Raw genomic sequence first — 20,401 nt, forward strand, 5'->3', positions numbered from 1 at the left:
TCAGGATTTACTGAGTTGTTCTGATTTTTCCATACACTTCGCCATAGCTTCGATCACGGCAGCACGGAAGCCTCGATCTTCCAGAACGCGCACCGCTTCAATAGTAGTTCCTCCTGGCGAACACACCATATCTTTCAGTGCACCTGGATGTTCTCCGGTTTCGAGTACCATTTTCGCTGATCCCATAACGGCCTGTGCGGCAAATTTATACGCTTGTGCGCGTGGCATTCCGCCCAGCACCGCCGCATCAGCCATCGCTTCAATAAACATAAATACATACGCCGGAGAAGAACCACTGACTCCAACAACCGGGTGAATCATCGATTCTGCAATCACTTCTGCTTCACCAAAGCAGCGGAAAATATTCAGTACATCAGCGGTATCTTCTGGTGTCACCAGGGCGTTTGGCGTTACTGAGGTCATACCCGCATTCACCAGTGCTGGAGTGTTTGGCATGGCGCGAATTATTTTACGATCATGTCCCAGAGCGCGAGCCAGTTGATCCAGAGTAACGCCGGCAGCAATTGAGACCACCAGCGAGTCTTTATTCAGACTGGACGTGATTTCACTCAACACTTTCACCATAATGCCGGGTTTGACGGCAGCAAAAACGATATCAGCAATCTGCGCCACCTCTTGCGCCGACTGCGCTGCATTAATCCCAAAGCGATCGTGGAGTTCGGCAACTTTTTCAGGAGAGGGGGTGTAGACCCAGATTTGCCCCGGCAGAACCTGACCGCTGGCAATCAGACCACCCAGAATGGCTTTCCCCATATTACCGCAGCCGATAAACCCGATTTTTTTATCCATCTCACTACCCCCTTTGATCGTCATTGTTTTATTAATGGAGACTAGCTTAACGCGTAACAACCGTCTCCTGAAGGGAAACAACACTATGCTGATTAGCAAAAGCACGACACAATAGAGGATTACACCAGAAGGGGAGTAGAGATGACAATTTGGGTTGATGCGGATGCGTGTCCCAATGTAATTAAAGAGATTCTGTATCGTGCTGCCGAACGGATGCAATTACCGCTTATCCTGGTGGCAAACCAGAGCCTGCGAGTGCCACCTTCACGGTTTATTCGCACTTTACGTGTGGCTGCCGGGTTTGATGTGGCAGATAACGAAATTGTCCGTCAGTGCGAGCTAGGTGATTTAGTGATTACCGCAGATATCCCGTTGGCTTCTGAAGTGCTGGCTAAAGGTGCTGCGGCGCTTAATCCGCGTGGGGAACGTTATAGTGAGGCAACCATTCGTGAGCGTCTGACGATGCGTGACTTTATGGATACGTTGCGTGCCAGCGGCATTCAGACCGGAGGGCCAGATGCGCTTTCCCCACGCGATCGCCAGCATTTTGCCGCTGAACTGGATAAGTGGTGGCTGGAAGCAAAACGTAAAAAAGAATCTATGTAATTTATTTTTTACACTTTCTTCTGCAGGAATTGTTGATATAGTAAGGCGATTATCAAAGATACACATTGACTGTGAATTTTTCTTTACACTTAAATGTGTACTAGTTTGATGGTATAATACATACTTTCCATATTTTACGCTTTCGCGTTTTCGTTGCACTCTGGGGAACTCAACCATGATACAACCTCTTTTCCTTGTTGGTCCTCGGGGCTGCGGTAAAACAACCGTCGGCAAAGCACTGGCCGATGCTCTGGAGCGTCGGTTTGTCGATACAGATCAATGGCTACAGGCCAATGTCCAGATGACAGTGGCTGATATCGTTGAACGTGAAGGCTGGGCGGGATTTCGCGCCCGGGAAGCAGCAGCTCTTGAAGCGGTTACCGCGCCAGCAACCGTTGTCGCTACTGGCGGAGGGATTATTCTCGCGGAACAAAATCGCCACTTCATGCGCAATAACGGAATTGTGATTTACCTGAGCGCCCCGGTAGACGTCCTGGTTAATCGGCTGGAAGCCGAGCCAGAAGTGGGGCTGCGACCGACATTAACAGGTAAATCACTCAGCGAAGAAGTTGCCGAAGTGCTTGAGCAGCGCGATATTCTGTACCGTGAAACGGCAAATATTATCGTTGATGCCACGCATGAACCGGGCCAGGTGATCTCTGAAATTTGTGTGCTTCTGGATCAAATGGCGTTACGTAATCTGGGTGGGGCCTATACTTAATGTTCATCCCGTTAATAAGGAAGAACTATGCCAACAAGACCCCCTTATCCTCGTGAAGCTCGAATTGTGACAGTAGAAAAAGGAAATCCAGGTCAGACCGTGACCTGGTATCAGTTAAGGGCAGATCATCCTACCCCTGATTCTCTGATTAGCGAACATCCCAGCGCGGAAGAAGCGATGGATGCGAAAAAACGCTACGAAGATCCTGATAAATCCTGATTGTGATGAAATAACTCAGAAGGGAATCTGAGTTGTGTCATATCGTGCCTGCATCACAGTTTTAGCCTTTGTTTTTATTCTCTAATATCTTAATCTTAAAGATAACAATACATTATCAGAAACATTTGGAATCTTTACACTTTGCGTTGCACATCTGCTGCTACGCTATTTCACATTTGCAACCCAGACCGATGTGAACCATAAACATTTGCCTGGTAACTTAACGACGAAAAAAGGTGGCATAAAATGAGTGCGTCGTTGGCAATTCTTACCATCGGCATCGTCCCAATGGAGGAGGTACTCCCTCTATTGACCGAGTATATTGATGAAAATCAGATCGCCTGTCATAGCTTATTGGGGAATATGAGCCGCGAAGACGTCATGGCGGAATATGCCGTAGAAGTTGGTGAAGATCCGCTTTTAACGTTACTTCGTGATAACCAACTGGCACATGTTTCCCGTCAAAAAGTTGAGCGCGATTTGCAAAGTGTTGTTGAAGTTCTGGATAACCAGGGGTTTGACGTTATTTTGCTAATGAGTACGGCAGCAATAAAAAATATGACCGCGCGAAATACGATATTACTGGAGCCGCTGCGAATAATTCCTCCGCTGGTGGCATCAATTGTTGATGGGCATCAGGTTGGCGTTATTGTTCCCGTCGAAGAGTTGCTCGCGGTACAGGCACAAAAATGGCAAGTTTTAGCTACGTCGCCGTTGTATGCACTGGCCAATCCAATCCATGATCCGCCACATCAGTTAATTTCAGCAGGGAAAGAGCTGCTGGAAAATGGCGCCGATGTCATCATGCTGGATTGCCTTGGTTTTAACCAACGTCACCGAGATTTACTGCAAAAAAACTTAGATGTTCCGGTTTTACTCTCTAATGTCTTGATTGCCCGACTGGCTTCAGAATTGTTGGCTTAATTTCGCGTGACAGGCAGAGTCTCAGCACCCTATATTGAATGCTAACTTCAAAACGAGACAGGGCCTGTTTATGCTTCAAAGTAACGAATATTTTTCCGGGAAAGTGAAGTCAATTGGCTTTACCAGCAGCAGTACTGGCCGCGCCAGTGTAGGTGTGATGGTTGAAGGAGAATACTTATTCAGTACCGCAGAGCCAGAAGAAATGACGGTAATTAGTGGTGCGTTGAATGTCTTACTTCCAGAAGCTACCGAGTGGCAGGTATACCAGGCAGGCCAGGTGTTTAATGTTCCAGGGCATAGCGAATTCCATTTGCAGGTTGCTGAACCGACATCTTATTTGTGCCGTTATTTGTAACAGCAATCCCTCTCCGTAACAGGAGAGGGTATTTCAGTTTAACGCTGTGCTTCGCCGCCTAATCCTTCAATCAGATTTTGAATTAACGCAGCCAGTTCACCTGTCATCAGAATGAAATCAGCATCAAAACGTTGGGCAAAATCTTCACGATCAATATCTTCGTTTTGATCGCGTAATTCGTCGCAGAATTTCAGGCGTTTGAGCGAACCATCATCACACATCACAAACTGCACGCGTTGCTGCCAGTCTAAAGCTAACTTAGTAACCACTTTGCCAGCTTCAATATGATTGGTGATCTCCTCGCTGGTGAGATCCTGTTTTTTCGCCCGGATCACGCCGCCATCTTCCAGTAAGGATTTGAGTTCGGCTTCGTCCAGTAACTGGAAACCTTGTGCTGCGCTACCCGAACGTACCCATTCGGTTAGCGTCAGTTCAATCGGATTCTCCAGTGTCAGTGGCACGACGGGTAAAGAGCCCAGACTTTTACGCAGCAGTGCCAGTGTATCTTCTGCTTTTTTCGCACTGGCGCAGTCGACCATAATCAGACCGTTAACCGTATCAATCCACATCATCGTCTGGCTAAAACGGCTGAAGGCGCGCGGCAGGAGTGAGTGCAGCACTTCATCTTTAAGCGAATCTTTTTCTGTTTTCTTCAGCTTGCGCGCCTGTTCTGCTTCCAGTTTGGCGATTTTGGCTTCCAGCGCTTGCTTAATGACCGGTGATGGAAGAATTTTTTCTTCTTTGCGTGCGCAAATAACAATTTGACCATTGGCAACGTGCGTGAGTGCATCGCTGTGAGAACCCATTGGTGCAACCCAACCCATTTTCGCCATATCCTGGCTACCGCAGGGGGTAAATGCCATTGAGGCAAGTTGCTTTTCCATCTCTTCGGCACGCAGCGAAACATCGCGGCTAAGACGGTATACCATTAAATTTTTGAACCACAGCATGATAATTTCCACGGCCTTGTTGTTAAATTTAGCGGGCATAATAACGAATTGTCGGCCCCCTTGCATTGCCAATCCCGTTTTCCGTCTCTACGCTATTGATATTGAAAATAATAAGGAGTGTACCGTGCGTATTGGTATCGATTTAGGTGGCACCAAAACAGAAGTCATCGCGCTTGGGGAACACGGAGAGCAATGCTTTCGTCATCGCCTGCCCACGCCGCGAGATGACTATCAGCAAACCATAGAAACAATCGCCACATTGGTCGGGATGGCCGAAAAGGTAACCGGGCAGCGCGGAACTGTAGGTGTTGGCATACCCGGTTCTATTTCGCCTTATACTGGAGTGGTGAAAAATGCCAATTCAACCTGGCTTAACGGGCAACCGTTTGACAAAGATCTCAGCGTTCGCCTGCAGCGGGAAGTTCGCCTGGCGAATGATGCTAACTGCCTGGCGGTCTCAGAAGCGGTTGATGGCGCCGCTGCTGGTGCACAAACGGTGTTTGCCGTAATTATTGGCACGGGGTGTGGCGCGGGCGTGGCTTTAAACGGGAGAGCGCATATTGGCGGAAACGGAACGGCGGGCGAATGGGGGCATAACCCACTGCCATGGATGGATGAAGATGAGTTGCGCTATCGACAAGAAGTGCCTTGTTACTGCGGCAAACAGGGCTGCATTGAAACCTTTATTTCAGGTACGGGTTTTGCTACGGACTATCAGCGTCTGAGCGGTAAGCAACGTGAAGGCAGTGAGATTATCCAACTGGTAGAGGCAAAGGACGCTATTGCTGAACTGGCCTTAAGCCGCTATGAGTTACGCCTGGCAAAATCGCTTGCGCATGTTGTGAATATTCTCGACCCGGATGTGATTGTGTTAGGCGGTGGAATGAGCAATGTGGAGCGACTGTATCAGACCGTTCCGCAGTTGATTAAGTCGTTCGTCTTTGGCGGTGAGTGCGAGACCCCTTTGCGCAAAGCGCGTCATGGAGATTCCAGCGGTGTGCGCGGCGCGGCATGGTTATGGCCGCAACAAGATAAATAGTATGAGACTGTAAAATTGCCTGATGCGCTACGTTTATCAGGCATGAACAAAGCGCACTGTGTCAGCAAACTGCTGGTTTCAGGCTCACCCGGCGGCACGTAACCGCCGGGGCGTGCTTATTTCACCTGGAACTGATTATCCAGTTTGCTGTAGCCAAGTCCGTTGATCTTTTTAACTTTAATTTGCACCGGAATACGTTCTTTCATCGCTTCGACGTGGCTAATGACGCCAATCGTTTTGCCACTGGCATTTAGCGCATCCAGTGCATCCAGTGCGGTATCCAGTGTTTCGCTGTCCAGTGTGCCAAACCCTTCGTCGAGGAAAAGTGAATCAATTTGCGTTTTATGGCTGACCAAATCCGATAACGCCAGCGCCAGTGCCAGGCTGACGAGGAAGCTTTCACCCCCTGAGAGCGTGCGGGTATCGCGTACGGCATCTGCCTGCCAGGTATCGACCACTTCAACTTCCAGTGCCTCGCTGGCCTTGCGTTGCAGTAGATAACGACCGTGCAGACGGGTTAACTGGCGATTGGCCAGATGTACGAGGTTATCCAACGTCAGTCCCTGAGCAAATTTACGGAATTTATCGCCTTCTTTAGAGCCAATAAGGGCATTAAGACAGCCCCAGTCTTCGACCTGCTGCGTGGCTTTGTCAATCTGCGCCATCAGCGTTTGCTGCTGTTGGCGGTTATCCGCATCCTGCTTAATTTGCTGGCGAATTTCGCCCTGACGTTTGGCGTTTTCTTGTAACTGATACGCCAGTTGCGCCAGCGCCTGCTGAATGTGTTCAACAGAATATTGCGGCTCAAGATCCGCCGGTCGCTGCTGTTGATGTGCCACCAGAGCCTGACTTGCCTGATTAGACAGCGTTTGTGCTTGCTGATAATGCTGTTCCAGCGATTGCTTGAACTGCTCTAGTCGGGCGTAGCTTTCTTCATCAAGCAAGGCGGCAAGAAACGCGGCTTGATCAGCAAACACGCTGGACTGTAACACTGACTCAAACGCTGTTTGCGCTTCTGCGGCGCGTTGCAGCTCTTGCGTCAGTTGCTGTTGCAGCGTTTGCCACTGACTTTGCAAGGAAAGACACTGATCATGGATCTGCCGCCAGTTTTGCCACTCAGTAACCTCTTCGCCAGTTGTCGTAATATCGCTTTCTGGCAAGGTTTCCAGTAAAGGCGCAAGCTCAGCGATTTTTGCCTGCAATGTGGTGAGCTCAGTTTGCCGCTTCTGCCACTCCTGGGCTTCCTGTTGGCGTGCCGTCAGCCAGCTTTGCTCATCACCTGCTTCAGGTAACGTCAGTGAAAAACGCGTTATGTCTTCTGCTAACGATGCCTTACGCTGTGCGATTTGTTGCTGAAATTGAGCAACTTGCTGCGCATGATTCGCAATTTGTAGTTGCAGTTCGTGGCGTTGATTGAGCAAATATAACTGCTTTTCATGTTCTTCCTGGGCATTCAGCCACGGCTGAATATCGTCATGAGGCTGTAGGATGATGCCAAGATGTTCAACAACTGTTTGCCATTCTTGAGTGAGTACTCGCTCATCTTTAATTAGCGTCTGCGCTTCGCTTTCGTCTCGCTGAAGTTGTTGCTGCAATGCTTCCAGTTGCCCACGCAGAGTGGCACCTTCCTCTCTGAGATTAGTAACTTCTTTTTCCAGTTCGGCGAGACGAGTCTGGTTAACACCTGGCTCCAGTGCCTGATAAGCAGCAACAGCCGGATGTGTTGTTGAACCGCAAAGTGGGCAAGGTTGTCCCGATTGTAATAAGGCGCGCTGGGCTTCAAGGCTTTTGATCCGGGCTTCCTGTTCGCAGATGGTTTTTACATCATTGAATTCTTGATTTTTCACCTTATAACGCTTGCGCATCTCTTCCAGCATAACGTTACGCTGGGTTAGTTGCTGGTGTAATTCCTGCGTAGAGGCCTGTAGCTGCGCGAGTCGTTTTTGCTTTGGCGTAATCTGCCCATGTAGAGTACTCAGTCGCTGACGAAGTGGGCGCTGCTGGTTATACAGTGCGAGAGCTGCATTCGTTTCATCAGGACTCAGGTTGAGAGTCGGCACTGGCAGACTTTCCAGCTTCCGGGTATCGCTTGTCAGTTGTTGTTGCCATTTTTGCTGCTGGCTGTGGTCATTGGTTTGTTGAGCAAACAATGCCCGCCATCCCGCCAGCTCGTTACTCATCAGGCGAAAGGCATCGTTTGTTGCCAGCCAGTCACTTAGCGTTTGCCGTGTAGAAAGCATCGCATTCATCTGTTTTTTCGCACTGCGGCGGATCCCTGCACGTTGTGCCAGCATCTGTTGTAAGCGAGTGTTTACTTCTTCGCTTTGCTGGCGAGTACGGGTTACCGCAGCAGTGTGCTCCTGAATACGTTGCCACTGTGGACGCAACTGCATGGCAGGTTGTGCCAGTTCCAGTGCTGCCAACTGAGGCTGTGCTTTTTCTATTTCTGCCTCGGCCTGGTGTTGTGCCTGCTGACGACGACTGGCATCCTGCTGCAGTTCATTTTGGCGGATCAGCCAGTTAAGATGCTGTTGTTGAATTTGTTGGGCGGTAACTTGTTGTTTTTCTTCGTCAGTAAGTACCTGCAAACTTTCGGTTAAAGTTTGCAACTGCTCTGGCGTTAATAATGAGACACCGCTGACCTGGGCCTGAAGCTTTTCCAGTTCCGTACGCGCCGTTTTGTGTTGCTCAAATACCATGGCAGAGATTTGCCCGTAGATTTCCGTACCTGTCAGCTCTTCCAGCAACTCAGCACGTTCTTTCGGTTTTGCATTAAGAAAGGCAGCGAACTGCCCTTGTGAAAGCAGCATCGAACGGGTAAATCGATCATAATCCAGCCCGGTCAATGACGCTGTCATCTCCAGTTTGTCTTTGACTTTGTCGGCGAGGATCTTGCCATCTGCGCAGCGTGCCAGCTCAACACGCGGCGCCTGTAAATTACCGTCCGGCTGGTTACGCGCCCGATTCTGGCTCCAGAACGCGCGGTACGCTTCACCTTTTACTTCAAATTCCACTTCCGCCAGACATTCGGCAGTATCGCGGGTCATCAGGTCATTTTGTGATTGTGAAACGTTGGAAAGGCGTGGAGTTTCGTGATAAAGGGCCAGGCAAATTGCATCTAATAATGTCGTTTTACCGGCTCCCGTTGGGCCGGTAATGGCAAACAGTCCGTTGCTGGCAAACGGTTCTGTGGTGAAATCAATCTTCCATTCGCCTTTCAGAGAGTTCAGGTTTTTCAGGCGCAGGCTGAGGATTTTCATGCTTCGTGATCTCCTGCAAGGGTCTGCAACGTCATGGCGAAAAGATGTTGCATACGCGCATGTTGCGACACGTCCAGTTCTTCCAGTGCCAGGCGACGATTAAAAACTTCCTCGACGCTTAATTCATTGAGTGTTTCGCGTTTCTCGCTCGCTATAATCCGTTCACGCTGCTCGCGACTGCGACGCACCAGTAACACTTCTACCGGCAGTGACTCGGTTAAAGTCTGGATTTTCCTCTGCATATCATGCAGATAGTCATCAGTCGTGATTTCGATATCCAGCCATACTGGCGTCTGCAGTTCGGTATCACGCCATTGTTCAAGCTGTTCAGTAATTGCAGCCAGATCACCTTTCAATACGGCCAGTGGCTGAGTCATTGGCACGGGCAGCGCTTCGACACTGTGTAATTTGCCTTCTGCAAAGCTCACCAGATGTACGCTTTTAGTTTTGCCACACTCATCAAAACTCAGCGGGATGGGGGAACCGCAATAGCGAATATGTTCCTGTCCGCCAACAATTTGCGCCTGGTGAATATGCCCAAGGGCGATGTAATCTACAGGTGGGAAGTTTTGTGCCGGAAATGCATCCAGCGTGCCGATATAAATGTCACGTACAGCGTCACTTTTACTGGCACCCACGGTGGTAAGGTGTCCGGTAGCAATAATCGGCAGTTGCTGATCACCGCGCAGGTTGCAGGCTTCCGTATATTGTTGTTGGTAGTAGTCCGTGATTGTGGCCAGCAGATGTTGCTGTTTTTCACTGCCTGACAGCCCCGCCTGGCTGGTCACGATGTCGCGTGGACGTAAAAACGGAATTGGGCACAGAACAGCACCCGGAGTGCCGTCACGCCGTTTCAGCAGCTGTGGGCGTAGGTTGGCACTGGCGACAACGGTCGTATTGAGAAAGGCGAGAATATCTCGTGATTCATTCAGTGTGGCGACCGAGTCGTGATTTCCTGCCAGTACCACCAGATGACACCCCGTTTGCTGTAAATTGACCACGAAGCGGTTGTACAGTTCGCGGGCATAACTTGGTGGTGATCCGGTATCGAAAATATCTCCGGCAACAATTATCGCATCCACCTGATGAGTTTGTGCCGTTGTGAGCAGCCAGTCGAGAAATGCCTGATGCTCCGCGGCGCGGCTCTTGCTGTAAAAATTCTGGCCCAGATGCCAGTCTGAAGTGTGGAGGATGCGCATAACAGTTTCCTGGCGAAAAAACGTGAAGGCGATTATACCCATAGATAGGCATTAATTTCTGTTTTATGACCTCTACAAATCAATAACCTGTATGAAACATCGACGATCTTTTCATAAATCTGTCATAAAACTGACGCATAATACCGCCGCATTGATAACGTGTAATTTATCTATAACAGGGCTAATCATGGCGAGACGTATTCTGGTTGTAGAAGATGAAGCTCCAATTCGAGAAATGGTCTGCTTCGTGCTCGAGCAAAATGGCTTTCAGCCAGTAGAAGCCGAAGATTATGACAGTGCTGTGAACCAACTTAATGAACCCTGGCCGGATCTCATTCTTCTGGACTGGATGTTGCCAGGCGGCTCTGGTCTGCAATTTATTAAACATCTCAAACGGGAAGCGCTTACCCGGGATATTCCGGTTGTGATGCTGACGGCGAGAGGCGAAGAAGAAGATCGTGTACGCGGCCTTGAAACAGGCGCGGATGACTATATTACCAAACCGTTTTCCCCGAAAGAGCTGGTGGCGCGTATTAAGGCCGTTATGCGCCGTATTTCGCCTATGGCAGTTGAAGAAGTTATTGAAATGCAAGGGCTAAGTCTTGATCCAACCTCACATCGGGTCATGACGGGCGAAACACCGCTGGATATGGGGCCTACCGAATTTAAATTACTGCACTTTTTTATGACGCATCCTGAACGCGTCTACAGTCGCGAGCAGTTGCTAAATCATGTCTGGGGAACGAATGTGTATGTGGAAGACCGTACAGTCGATGTCCACATTCGTCGCTTGCGTAAAGCGCTGGAACCAAGCGGGCATGACCGCATGGTGCAGACAGTGCGAGGAACAGGGTATCGTTTTTCGACCCGCTTTTGACGCCTCACCCGCCGTAATGGCGGGTGAGGCTTTCTATAGAGTAAATGGAGTATGACGCGTGCTTGAACGGCTGTCATGGAAAAGGCTGGTTCTGGAACTGATACTTTGCTGTATCCCTGCCTTTATCCTGAGTATTTTTTTTGGTCATCTGCCCTGGTTTTTGCTGGCATCAGTCACAGGATTGCTTATCTGGCATTTCTGGAACTTACTACGCCTCTCCTGGTGGCTTTGGGTAGACAGAAGTATGACGCCACCACCAGGGCGCGGGAGCTGGGAGCCATTGCTGTATGGCATCCATCAGATGCAATTACGCAATAAAAAACGCCGCCGTGAATTGGGTAATTTAATCAAACGTTTTCGAAGTGGCGCAGAGTCTCTGCCAGATGCCGTTATTCTGACGACCGAAGAAGGGGGGATTTTCTGGTGTAACGGCCTTGCTCAGCAGTTGTTGGGGCTACGCTGGCCTGATGACAGTGGCCAGAACATCCTCAACTTATTGCGCTACCCGGAGTTTGCCCATTATCTAAAAAGCCGCGATTTTTCACGACCAATTAATTTGGTATTGAACAATGGTCGTCATCTTGAGATTCGCGTGATGCCTTATACTGATCGGCAACTGCTGATGGTGGCGCGAGATGTTACTCAAATGCACCAGCTTGAAGGAGCCAGACGGAACTTTTTTGCTAACGTAAGCCATGAGCTGCGCACGCCGCTTACGGTCTTACAAGGCTATCTGGAAATGATGCATGAACAGCCGCTGGAAGGTGCGACGCGAGAAAAAGCGCTTCATACTATGCGTGAACAAACACACCGTATGGAAGGCTTGGTGAAACAGCTGCTTACGCTGTCAAAAATTGAAGCTGCCCCGGTGCTGGCACTGAATGAACAAGTCGATGTGCCGATGATGCTACGAGTAGTGGAGCGGGAAGCTCAAACACTGAGCCAGAATAAACACAAAATTACATTTGATATCGACAATCAAATTAAAGTGTTGGGCAATGAAGATCAGCTGCGCAGTGCCATTTCGAATTTGGTCTATAACGCAGTTAATCACACGCCAGAAGGTACGAAGATTGCTGTACGCTGGCAGCGCGTGGCACATGGTGTGGAGTTTAGTGTGGAAGATAATGGTCCTGGAATTACCGCCGAACACCTTCCGCGTCTCACTGAGCGCTTCTATCGTGTGGATAAAGCGCGTTCGCGACAGACAGGGGGCAGTGGCCTCGGTCTGGCGATTGTAAAGCACGCGCTCAATCACCACGAAAGCCGATTACATATTGAAAGCACGCCTGGCGTTGGCACTCGGTTTAGCTTTGTATTACCGGAACGTTTAATTGCCAAAAATAGCGCTTAACTGACCGTTGTCAGATTATCTTTCCATAAGCCAGCTAATGCTGGCTTATTTTCTTTGCGTCTTTTCCCCTTGCGGTGAATTTTCCGATGTCTGATGATTTCTTGTTCGCATGATTAGCCATGACTATTTCACTTAAATAGCGTTTTATGCTGAAGTGATATTTTATATTGCTATATCGTTCTGGTTTTTAGATCCCTTCTTGCTTTAAAACGTTATAAGCGTTTAAATTGCGCCTCATGTGCTGTCATAGCGACTGCATTCTGGCGGTAAACCGAAAAACAATTCTTCATCTCGCCAGTCCGGGAGCATATCCCGCTATAATTGATTAAAAATGCTGCACTATCATCCCGTTGGTAAAGCATGAATTTACGTATCAACACCACATCCACAGGCAGTAAGATTTTATGACCCATAAGTTAAGATCACGCGATATCATCGCATTGGGATTTATGACATTTGCGTTGTTTGTTGGCGCAGGTAACATCATTTTCCCTCCAATGGTTGGCCTGCAGGCTGGCGAACATGTCTGGACTGCCGCTTTCGGTTTCCTTATTACTGCTGTCGGTCTTCCGGTATTGACAGTTGTCGCACTGGCAAAAGTTGGTGGCGGTATCGATAGTCTGAGTTCGCCCATCGGTAAAGTAGCTGGCGTTTTGCTGGCAACAGTATGTTATCTGGCTGTTGGTCCGCTGTTTGCTACCCCGCGTACCGCAACGGTCTCCTTTGAAGTGGGTATTGCTCCGCTGACGGGTAACTCACCGCTGCCATTATTTATCTACAGCCTGATTTACTTTGCTATCGTGATTCTGGTTTCGCTTTATCCGGGTAAACTCCTGGACACGGTTGGCAACTTCCTTGCGCCGCTGAAAATTATCGCGCTGGTCATCCTGTCTGTTGCCGCAATTGTCTGGCCGGCGGGCTCTATCAGCACGGCGACTGAGGCTTATCAAAACGCCGCGTTTTCTAACGGCTTCGTTAACGGCTATCTGACCATGGATACGCTGGGCGCGATGGTGTTTGGTATCGTTATTGTTAATGCAGCACGTTCTCGTGGCGTATCCGAAGCACGTTTGTTGACTCGTTACACCGTTTGGGCTGGTCTGATGGCGGGTGTTGGTCTGACACTGCTGTATCTGGCGTTGTTCCGTTTGGGTTCAGACAGCGCGTCGCTGGTCGATCAGTCTGCAAACGGTGCGGCTATTCTGCATGCCTACGTTCAGCACACCTTTGGCGGCGGCGGTAGCTTCCTGCTGGCGGCGTTAATCTTTATCGCCTGCCTGGTGACGGCGGTTGGCCTGACGTGTGCTTGTGCAGAGTTTTTCGCTCAATATTTACCGCTCTCTTACCGGACACTGGTGTTTATCCTTGGCGGTTTCTCGATGGTGGTATCTAACCTCGGTTTGAGCCAGCTGATTCAGATCTCTGTTCCAGTGCTGACAGCAATTTATCCGCCATGTATCGCACTGGTTGTATTAAGCTTCACCCGCTCCTGGTGGCATAATTCCACCCGCGTAATTGCACCGCCTATGTTTATCAGCCTGGTTTTTGGTATCCTTGACGGCATTAAAGCCTCGGCAATCGGTGATGTATTACCTGCCTGGGTGCAGCGTCTGCCGCTGGCAGAACAAGGGTTGGCGTGGTTAATTCCAACAGTGGTGATGGTTGTTCTGGCCATTATCTGGGATCGTGCAGCAGGGCGTCAGGTGACCTCCAGCGCTCACTAAATCACTGACAATGTGTTTTTGACCACGGGGCTGCGATGCCCCGTGGTTTTTTATTGTGTTGATGGGTTAGGAATCGATGGAAAGTAACAACAAGCTAAAGCGTGGGCTCAGTACCCGGCATATTCGCTTTATGGCACTGGGTTCAGCAATCGGCACCGGTTTGTTTTACGGTTCAGCCGATGCCATCAAAATGGCCGGTCCCAGCGTACTACTGGCTTATATTATCGGCGGGGTAGCTGCATATATTATTATGCGTGCACTGGGAGAAATGTCTGTTCACAACCCGGCTGCAAGCTCCTTCTCTCGTTATGCACAGGAAAACCTCGGCCCGCTGGCGGGTTATATCACTGGCTGGACCTACTGCTTTGAAATCCTTATTGTCGCCATCGCCGATGTGACCGCGTTCGGTATCTATATGGGCGTCTGGTTCCCGACGGTGCCGCACTGGATTTGGGTACTGAGCGTGGTGCTGATCATTTGCGCCGTAAACCTGATGAGCGTGAAGGTATTTGGTGAGCTTGAGTTCTGGTTCTCGTTCTTTAAAGTCGCCACCATCATCATCATGATTGTCGTCGGTTTCGGCATCATCATCTGGGGGATTGGCAACGGCGGGCAACCGACCGGTATCCATAATCTTTGGAGCAACGGCGGCTTCTTCAGTAACGGCTGGCTTGGCATGGTGATGTCGCTGCAAATGGTAATGTTTGCTTACGGCGGGATCGAAATTATCGGTATTACCGCCGGGGAAGCGAAAGATCCTGAGAAATCGATTCCGCGTGCGATTAACTCCGTGCCGATGCGTATTCTGGTGTTCTACGTCGGTACGCTGTTCGTCATTATGTCTATCTATCCGTGGAATCAGGTTGGCACTGCCGGTAGCCCGTTCGTGCTGACGTTCCAGCATATGGGCATTACCTTTGCCGCCAGCATTCTTAACTTTGTTGTGCTGACCGCTTCGCTGTCAGCAATTAACAGTGACGTATTTGGCGTAGGTCGTATGCTCCACGGCATGGCAGAGCAGGGTAGCGCGCCGAAAATTTTCAGCAAAACCTCGCGTCGCGGCATTCCGTGGGTCACGGTGCTGGTGATGACTACCGCGCTATTGTTTGCGGTATATCTGAACTACATCATGCCGGAAAATGTCTTCCTGGTGATCGCTTCGCTGGCAACCTTCGCCACGGTGTGGGTATGGATTATGATCCTGCTGTCGCAAATTGCTTTCCGTCGCCGTTTGCCGCCAGAAGAAGTGAAGGCACTGAAATTTAAAGTACCAGGTGGGGTAGCAACGACCATCGGCGGTTTGATTTTCCTGCTCTTTATTATCGGATTGATTGGTTATCATCCGGACACACGTATCTCGCTGTACGTTGGTTTCGCGTGGATTGTCTTGCTGTTGATTGGCTGGATGTTTAAACGCCGCCACGATCGTCAGCTGGCTGAAAACCAGTAATCCTTGCGTTCTGTAAGCCGGATCAAGGCAAGCCCTGATCCGGCTATTCCGAAAGTTATCCGCCCCCGTCCTCCTCCCCCAAATATCCTTCAGATGATGAGTGATCCTGCATTAGGCTATGGCAAGGTGATCAGATTTTCATCACAGGGGAATTATGATGTTAAATGCATGGCACCTGCCGGTGCCCCCATTTGTTAAACAAAGCAAAGATCAACTACTCATTACACTGTGGCTGACAGGCGAAGAGCCACCGCAGCGGATTATGCTACGTACAGAAAACGATAACGAAGAAACGTCAGTACCGATGCATAAGCAGCGCAGTCAGCCCCAGCCTGGTGTCACGGCATGGCGGGCGGCCATCGATATTTCCATTGGGCAACCCCGGCGGCGCTATAGCTTCAAATTATTGTGGCACGATCACCAGCGTTGGTTTACACCGCAGGGCTTCAGCCGAATGCCGCCAGCACGACTGGAGCAGTTTGCCGTCGATGTCCCGGATATCGGCCCACAATGGGTAGCGGATCAGATTTTTTATCAGATCTTCCCTGATCGTTTCGCCCGTAGTCTTCCTCGCGAAGCTGAACAGGATCATATCTATTACCATCACGCAGCCGGACAAGAGATCATCTTGCGTGACTGGGATGAGCCGGTCACGGCGCAGGCGGGCGGATCAACGTTCTATGGCGGTGATCTGGATGGTATCAGCGAAAAACTGCCGTATCTGAAAAAGCTCGGCGTGACGGCGCTGTATCTTAATCCGGTGTTTAAAGCCCCCAGCGTACATAAATACGATACCGAGGATTATCGCCATGTCGATCCGCAGTTTGGTGGCGACGGAGCGTTGCTGCGTTTGCGATACAATACGCAGCAGCTGGGAATGCGGCTGGTGCTGGATGGCGTGTTTAACCACAGTGGCGATTCCCATGCCTGGTTTGACCGACATAATCGTGGGACAGGTGGCGCTTGTCACAACCCCGAATCGCCCTGGCGTGACTGGTACTCATTTAGCGATGATGGCACGGCGCTCGACTGGCTGGGCTATGCCAGCTTGCCAAAGCTGGATTATCAGTCGGAAAGTCTGGTGAATGAAATTTATCGCGGGGAAGACAGCATTGTCCGCCACTGGCTGAAAGCGCCGTGGCATATGGACGGCTGGCGGCTGGATGTGGCGCATATGCTGGGTGAAGCGGGCGGGGCGCGCAATAATTTGCAGCACATCGCCGGGATCACCGAAGCGGCGAAAGAAACCCAACCGGAAGCGTATATAGTCGGCGAACATTTTGGCGATGCACGGCAATGGCTACAGGCCGATGTGGAAGATGCCGCCATGAACTATCGCGGCTTCACATTCCCGTTGTGGGGATTTCTCGCCAACACCGATATCTCTTATGATCCGCAGCAAATTGACGCCCAAACCTGTATGGCCTGGATGGATAATTACCGCGCAGGGCTTTCTCATCAACAGCAATTGCGCATGTTTAATCAGCTCGATAGCCACGATACTGCGCGATTTAAAACACTTCTCGGTCGGGATGTCGCGCGTCTGCCGCTGGCGGTGGTCTGGTTTCTTACCTGGCCTGGCATACCGTGTATTTATTACGGTGATGAAGTGGGGGTGGATGGCAAAAACGATCCGTTTTGCCGTAAACCGTTCCCCTGGCAGGCGGATAAACAGGATACGGCATTATTCGCGCTGTACCAGCGAATGATTGCGCTACGTAAGAAAAGCCATGCGCTGCGTCGTGGTGGCTGCCAGGTGGTATATGCGGAAGATAACGTAGTGGTATTTGTTCGCGTGCTGAATCAGCAGCGTGTGCTGGTGGCTATCAACCGTGGCGAAGCCTGTGAAGTGGTGTTACCCGCGTCGCCGTTACTCAATGTCGCGCAATGGCAACGCAAGGAGGGGCATGGGCAACTGACGGACGGGATTCTGGCTTTGTCTGCCATTTCGGCTACGGTGTGGATGAATTAACCTCTTATAACGCCTTGCGTGACGCCTGCGCCATCATCCGCGGATAAAACTGCCAGAAGCGGGTTTCCAGGGCGTCGTAATGGGTGTCTAAATCGTACCAGGAGTCACGCAGGGCATCCAGACGTGGGCGACGGCTTGCCATGCCGTTTAACACGTTCTGGATGAAATCCATATCGCGATAGCGAACCAGCCATTGCTCAGACCATAAGTAGTTGTTCAGATTGATAAAGCGTGGCGGTGAGTCTGGAAGAATAGTCATCACTTGCTCACGGGCATAACAGGTAAATTCCTGTAGCGGAAAGTCCGGCGACAGCTGCGACCAGTGGCGGGAAAGAAAGTGATCCCACATGACATCCAGCGTAATAGGCGCAACGCGGCGAGTTTCACTACGAAACCATTCCCGTGCTTCGCGGACTTCCGGCTGATTGTCAGTCAATACGTCGATACGTCGATGCATATGAATGCCAGCCACGACGTCGGGCGGAAAACTTTCTTCAGGATTTCCGCGTACGAAATCAGCCAGTAAATTACCGGAAAGCGAACTTTCCGCGAGATGGGCTAGATGCAGGTGAGCTAAAAAATTCATCGATTATATTCTATCCAAAGGGGGGTAAAGGTTGCAGGGAGAGCGCCCCGGCACTAGACTACCCGCCTCTTATTTTAGTCTGAGTCAGTGTCATGCGCGTTACCGATTTCTCCTTTGAATTGCCCGAATCCCTGATTGCCCACTATCCAATGCCTGAACGCAGTAGCTGTCGTTTACTGTCGCTGGACGGGCCGACGGGCGCGCTGACGCACGGTACTTTCACCGATTTACTCGATAAGCTCAACCCCGGCGATCTTCTGGTTTTTAATAATACCCGCGTGATCCCGGCGCGTCTGTTTGGGCGTAAAGCCAGCGGCGGCAAGATTGAAGTGCTGGTTGAGCGTATGCTCGACGACAAACGCATTCTTGCGCATATTCGCGCCTCGAAAGCGCCAAAACCGGGCGCAGAGCTGCTGCTGGGCGATGACGAAAGTATCAACGCAACAATGACCGCTCGCCACGGCGCACTGTTTGAAGTCGAATTTAATGATGATCGTTCTGTACTGGATATCCTCAACAGCATCGGCCACATGCCGCTGCCGCCGTACATCGACCGTCCGGACGAAGATGCAGACCGCGAACTTTATCAAACAGTTTATAGTGAAAAACCGGGCGCGGTAGCGGCCCCGACTGCCGGGCTGCATTTTGACGAACCTTTGCTGGAAAAATTGCGCGCCAAAGGCGTGGAGATGGCGTTCGTAACTCTGCACGTTGGTGCGGGTACTTTCCAGCCGGTGCGCGTCGACACCATTGAAGATCACATCATGCACTCAGAATACGCTGAAGTGCCGCAGGATGTGGTAGACGCGGTACTGGCAACAAAAGCACGCGGTAATCGGGTGATTGCGGTTGGCACCACCTCGGTACGTTCGCTGGAAAGCGCGGCCCAGGCGGCGAAAAACGATCTCATCGAACCGTTCTTTGACGATACCCAAATCTTTATCTATCCGGGCTTCCAGTACAAAGTGGTCGATGCGCTGGTGACGAACTTCCACCTTCCTGAATCGACGCTGATTATGCTGGTTTCGGCATTTGCCGGCTATCAACACACTATGAACGCCTATAAAGCGGCGGTAGAAGAGAAATATCGCTTTTTTAGTTACGGTGATGCGATGTTTATCACGTACAATCCGCAGGCAATTAATGAGCGCGTCGGGGAGTAATTCCGCGGCGCTGGTTTAAACGTTGGACTGTTTTTCTGACGTAGTGGAGAAAAAATGAAATTTGAACTGGACACCACCGACGGTCGCGCACGCCGTGGCCGCCTGGTCTTTGATCGTGGCGTAGTGGAAACGCCTTGCTTTATGCCTGTTGGCACCTACGGCACCGTAAAAGGGATGACGCCGGAAGAAGTTGAAGCCACTGGCGCACAAATTATTCTCGGTAACACCTTCCACCTGTGGCTGCGCCCGGGCCAGGAAATCATGAAACTGCATGGCGATCTGCACGATTTTATGCAGTGGAAAGGCCCGATTCTTACCGACTCCGGCGGCTTCCAGGTCTTCAGCCTTGGCGATATTCGTAAAATCACCGAACAGGGCGTTCACTTCCGTAACCCGATCAACGGCGATCCGATTTTCCTCGACCCGGAAAAGTCGATGGAGATTCAGTACGATCTTGGTTCGGATATCGTCATGATCTTTGATGAGTGTACGCCGTATCCTGCTGACTGGGATTACGCAAAACGCTCGATGGAGATGTCTCTGCGTTGGGCGAAGCGTAGCCGTGAGCGTTTTGACAGTCTCGGAAACAAAAATGCGCTGTTTGGTATCATTCAGGGCAGCGTTTACGAAGATTTACGTGATATTTCTGTTAAAGGTCTGGTAGATATCGGTTTTGATGGCTACGCTGTCGGCGGTCTGGCTGTGGGTGAGCCGAAAGCAGATATGCACCGTATTCTGGAGCATGTGTGTCCGCAAATTCCGGCAGACAAACCGCGTTACCTGATGGGCGTTGGTAAACCGGAAGATCTGGTTGAAGGCGTGCGTCGCGGTATCGATATGTTTGACTGCGTAATGCCAACCCGCAACGCCCGAAATGGTCATTTGTTCGTGACCGATGGCGTGGTGAAAATCCGCAATGCGAAGTATAAGAGCGATACTGGCCCACTCGATCCTGAGTGTGATTGCTACACCTGTCGCAATTATTCACGCGCTTACTTGCATCATCTCGACCGTTGCAACGAAATATTAGGCGCGCGACTCAATACTATTCATAACCTTCGTTACTACCAGCGTTTGATGGCGGGTTTACGCAAGGCTATTGAAGAGGGTAAATTAGAGAGCTTCGTAACTGATTTTTACCAGCGTCAGGGGCGAGAAGTACCACCTTTGAACGTTGATTAATATTAATAAT

General features: G+C 50.4%; 18 protein-coding genes. 13 read left to right on the forward strand and 5 right to left on the reverse strand.

The window, feature by feature from the left end:
- Positions 1-810, reverse strand: coding sequence for a pyrroline-5-carboxylate reductase (gene proC / locus K0335_RS12855; protein WP_000358357.1), 810 nt, complete (start codon positions 808-810; stop codon positions 1-3).
- A gap of 141 nt (positions 811-951) precedes the next feature.
- Between proC and K0335_RS12860 the strand changes: the two genes are divergently transcribed.
- The 5 genes from K0335_RS12860 (at position 952) to ppnP (ending at position 3,635) form a co-directional block, all read left to right on the forward strand.
- Positions 952-1,416: a YaiI/YqxD family protein gene (locus K0335_RS12860; protein WP_104919308.1), complete on the forward strand. Its 465-nt coding sequence runs from the start codon at positions 952-954 to the stop codon at positions 1,414-1,416.
- 175 nt (positions 1,417-1,591) lie between these two features.
- On the forward strand, positions 1,592-2,137 hold the full coding sequence (gene aroL, locus K0335_RS12865; RefSeq protein ID WP_104919309.1) for a shikimate kinase AroL: 546 nt from the start codon (positions 1,592-1,594) through the stop codon (positions 2,135-2,137).
- Between the two features lie 27 nt (positions 2,138-2,164).
- The gene (gene yaiA, locus K0335_RS12870) at positions 2,165-2,356 is read left to right on the forward strand and encodes a protein YaiA (protein ID WP_001143158.1); all 192 of its coding nucleotides are present in this window, start codon (positions 2,165-2,167) and stop codon (positions 2,354-2,356) included.
- 246 nt (positions 2,357-2,602) lie between these two features.
- Positions 2,603-3,280, forward strand: coding sequence for an AroM family protein (locus K0335_RS12875; RefSeq protein ID WP_104919310.1), 678 nt, complete (start codon positions 2,603-2,605; stop codon positions 3,278-3,280).
- Between the two features lie 70 nt (positions 3,281-3,350).
- Complete coding sequence (ppnP, locus tag K0335_RS12880) at positions 3,351-3,635, forward strand: pyrimidine/purine nucleoside phosphorylase (RefSeq protein WP_000941955.1); 285 nt, start codon at positions 3,351-3,353, stop codon at positions 3,633-3,635.
- A 38-nt stretch (positions 3,636-3,673) separates the two neighbouring features.
- Here the strand turns inward: ppnP and rdgC are convergent, their stop codons facing one another.
- Positions 3,674-4,585: a recombination-associated protein RdgC gene (gene rdgC, locus K0335_RS12885; protein WP_002431399.1), complete on the reverse strand. Its 912-nt coding sequence runs from the start codon at positions 4,583-4,585 to the stop codon at positions 3,674-3,676.
- Positions 4,586-4,709: 124 nt separating this feature from the next.
- Between rdgC and mak the strand changes: the two genes are divergently transcribed.
- Positions 4,710-5,624: a fructokinase gene (gene mak, locus K0335_RS12890; protein WP_001219348.1), complete on the forward strand. Its 915-nt coding sequence runs from the start codon at positions 4,710-4,712 to the stop codon at positions 5,622-5,624.
- Between the two features lie 116 nt (positions 5,625-5,740).
- Here the strand turns inward: mak and sbcC are convergent, their stop codons facing one another.
- Positions 5,741-8,884, reverse strand: a complete 3,144-nt coding sequence (sbcC, locus tag K0335_RS12895; protein ID WP_104919311.1) for an exonuclease subunit SbcC — start codon at positions 8,882-8,884, stop codon at positions 5,741-5,743.
- Complete coding sequence (gene sbcD / locus K0335_RS12900; protein ID WP_160193656.1) at positions 8,881-10,083, reverse strand: exonuclease subunit SbcD; 1,203 nt, start codon at positions 10,081-10,083, stop codon at positions 8,881-8,883. Before sbcD ends, sbcC begins: the two co-directional genes overlap by 4 nt.
- Before the next feature lie 187 nt (positions 10,084-10,270).
- Between sbcD and phoB the strand changes: the two genes are divergently transcribed.
- From phoB to malZ, 5 genes are all read left to right on the forward strand, one after another.
- A complete protein-coding gene (gene phoB / locus K0335_RS12905; protein WP_000113941.1) occupies positions 10,271-10,960 on the forward strand; it encodes a phosphate response regulator transcription factor PhoB in 690 nt (229 codons plus the stop codon).
- A 58-nt stretch (positions 10,961-11,018) separates the two neighbouring features.
- Positions 11,019-12,314, forward strand: a complete 1,296-nt coding sequence (gene phoR / locus K0335_RS12910) for a phosphate regulon sensor histidine kinase PhoR (RefSeq protein ID WP_000893575.1) — start codon at positions 11,019-11,021, stop codon at positions 12,312-12,314.
- A gap of 404 nt (positions 12,315-12,718) precedes the next feature.
- Positions 12,719-14,038 (forward strand): branched-chain amino acid transporter carrier protein BrnQ, encoded by a 1,320-nt coding sequence (brnQ, locus tag K0335_RS12915; protein WP_000149050.1) that lies wholly within the window; start codon positions 12,719-12,721, stop codon positions 14,036-14,038.
- 76 nt (positions 14,039-14,114) lie between these two features.
- Positions 14,115-15,488 (forward strand): proline-specific permease ProY, encoded by a 1,374-nt coding sequence (gene proY / locus K0335_RS12920; protein ID WP_219393850.1) that lies wholly within the window; start codon positions 14,115-14,117, stop codon positions 15,486-15,488.
- Between the two features lie 154 nt (positions 15,489-15,642).
- On the forward strand, positions 15,643-17,460 hold the full coding sequence (malZ, locus tag K0335_RS12925; protein WP_219393851.1) for a maltodextrin glucosidase: 1,818 nt from the start codon (positions 15,643-15,645) through the stop codon (positions 17,458-17,460).
- Between the two features lie 4 nt (positions 17,461-17,464).
- On the opposite strand, the gene acpH is transcribed toward malZ, so the two are convergent.
- Positions 17,465-18,046, reverse strand: a complete 582-nt coding sequence (gene acpH, locus K0335_RS12930; RefSeq protein WP_219393853.1) for an ACP phosphodiesterase — start codon at positions 18,044-18,046, stop codon at positions 17,465-17,467.
- Between the two features lie 92 nt (positions 18,047-18,138).
- Here acpH and queA point away from each other — a divergent pair, with 92 nt between their 5' ends.
- Positions 18,139-19,209: a tRNA preQ1(34) S-adenosylmethionine ribosyltransferase-isomerase QueA gene (queA, locus tag K0335_RS12935; protein WP_001266495.1), complete on the forward strand. Its 1,071-nt coding sequence runs from the start codon at positions 18,139-18,141 to the stop codon at positions 19,207-19,209.
- Positions 19,210-19,263: 54 nt separating this feature from the next.
- Positions 19,264-20,391 (forward strand): tRNA guanosine(34) transglycosylase Tgt, encoded by a 1,128-nt coding sequence (gene tgt / locus K0335_RS12940; RefSeq protein WP_000667319.1) that lies wholly within the window; start codon positions 19,264-19,266, stop codon positions 20,389-20,391.
- Positions 20,392-20,401 lie beyond the last annotated feature (10 nt).

It is taken from the genome of Escherichia sp. GZ89, assembly GCF_019366485.1.
GTDB lineage: Bacteria > Pseudomonadota > Gammaproteobacteria > Enterobacterales > Enterobacteriaceae > Escherichia > Escherichia fergusonii.

Excerpts from the sequence above, each read along its gene's own strand:
- sbcC (WP_104919311.1), bottom strand. The coding sequence starts at position 8,884 with ATGAAAATCCTCAGCCTGCGCCTGAAAAACCTGAACTCTCTGAAAGGC.
- malZ (WP_219393851.1), top strand. The coding sequence starts at position 15,643 with ATGATGTTAAATGCATGGCACCTGCCGGTGCCCCCATTTGTTAAACAA.
- queA (WP_001266495.1), top strand. The coding sequence starts at position 18,139 with ATGCGCGTTACCGATTTCTCCTTTGAATTGCCCGAATCCCTGATTGCC.
- rdgC (WP_002431399.1), bottom strand. The coding sequence starts at position 4,585 with ATGCTGTGGTTCAAAAATTTAATGGTATACCGTCTTAGCCGCGATGTT.
- ppnP (WP_000941955.1), top strand. The coding sequence starts at position 3,351 with ATGCTTCAAAGTAACGAATATTTTTCCGGGAAAGTGAAGTCAATTGGC.
- proY (WP_219393850.1), top strand. The coding sequence starts at position 14,115 with ATGGAAAGTAACAACAAGCTAAAGCGTGGGCTCAGTACCCGGCATATT.
- K0335_RS12875 (WP_104919310.1), top strand. The coding sequence starts at position 2,603 with ATGAGTGCGTCGTTGGCAATTCTTACCATCGGCATCGTCCCAATGGAG.
- phoB (WP_000113941.1), top strand. The coding sequence starts at position 10,271 with ATGGCGAGACGTATTCTGGTTGTAGAAGATGAAGCTCCAATTCGAGAA.
- yaiA (WP_001143158.1), top strand. The coding sequence starts at position 2,165 with ATGCCAACAAGACCCCCTTATCCTCGTGAAGCTCGAATTGTGACAGTA.
- aroL (WP_104919309.1), top strand. The coding sequence starts at position 1,592 with ATGATACAACCTCTTTTCCTTGTTGGTCCTCGGGGCTGCGGTAAAACA.
- sbcD (WP_160193656.1), bottom strand. The coding sequence starts at position 10,083 with ATGCGCATCCTCCACACTTCAGACTGGCATCTGGGCCAGAATTTTTAC.
- acpH (WP_219393853.1), bottom strand. The coding sequence starts at position 18,046 with ATGAATTTTTTAGCTCACCTGCATCTAGCCCATCTCGCGGAAAGTTCG.
- proC (WP_000358357.1), bottom strand. The coding sequence starts at position 810 with ATGGATAAAAAAATCGGGTTTATCGGCTGCGGTAATATGGGGAAAGCC.
- tgt (WP_000667319.1), top strand. The coding sequence starts at position 19,264 with ATGAAATTTGAACTGGACACCACCGACGGTCGCGCACGCCGTGGCCGC.
- K0335_RS12860 (WP_104919308.1), top strand. The coding sequence starts at position 952 with ATGACAATTTGGGTTGATGCGGATGCGTGTCCCAATGTAATTAAAGAG.
- brnQ (WP_000149050.1), top strand. The coding sequence starts at position 12,719 with ATGACCCATAAGTTAAGATCACGCGATATCATCGCATTGGGATTTATG.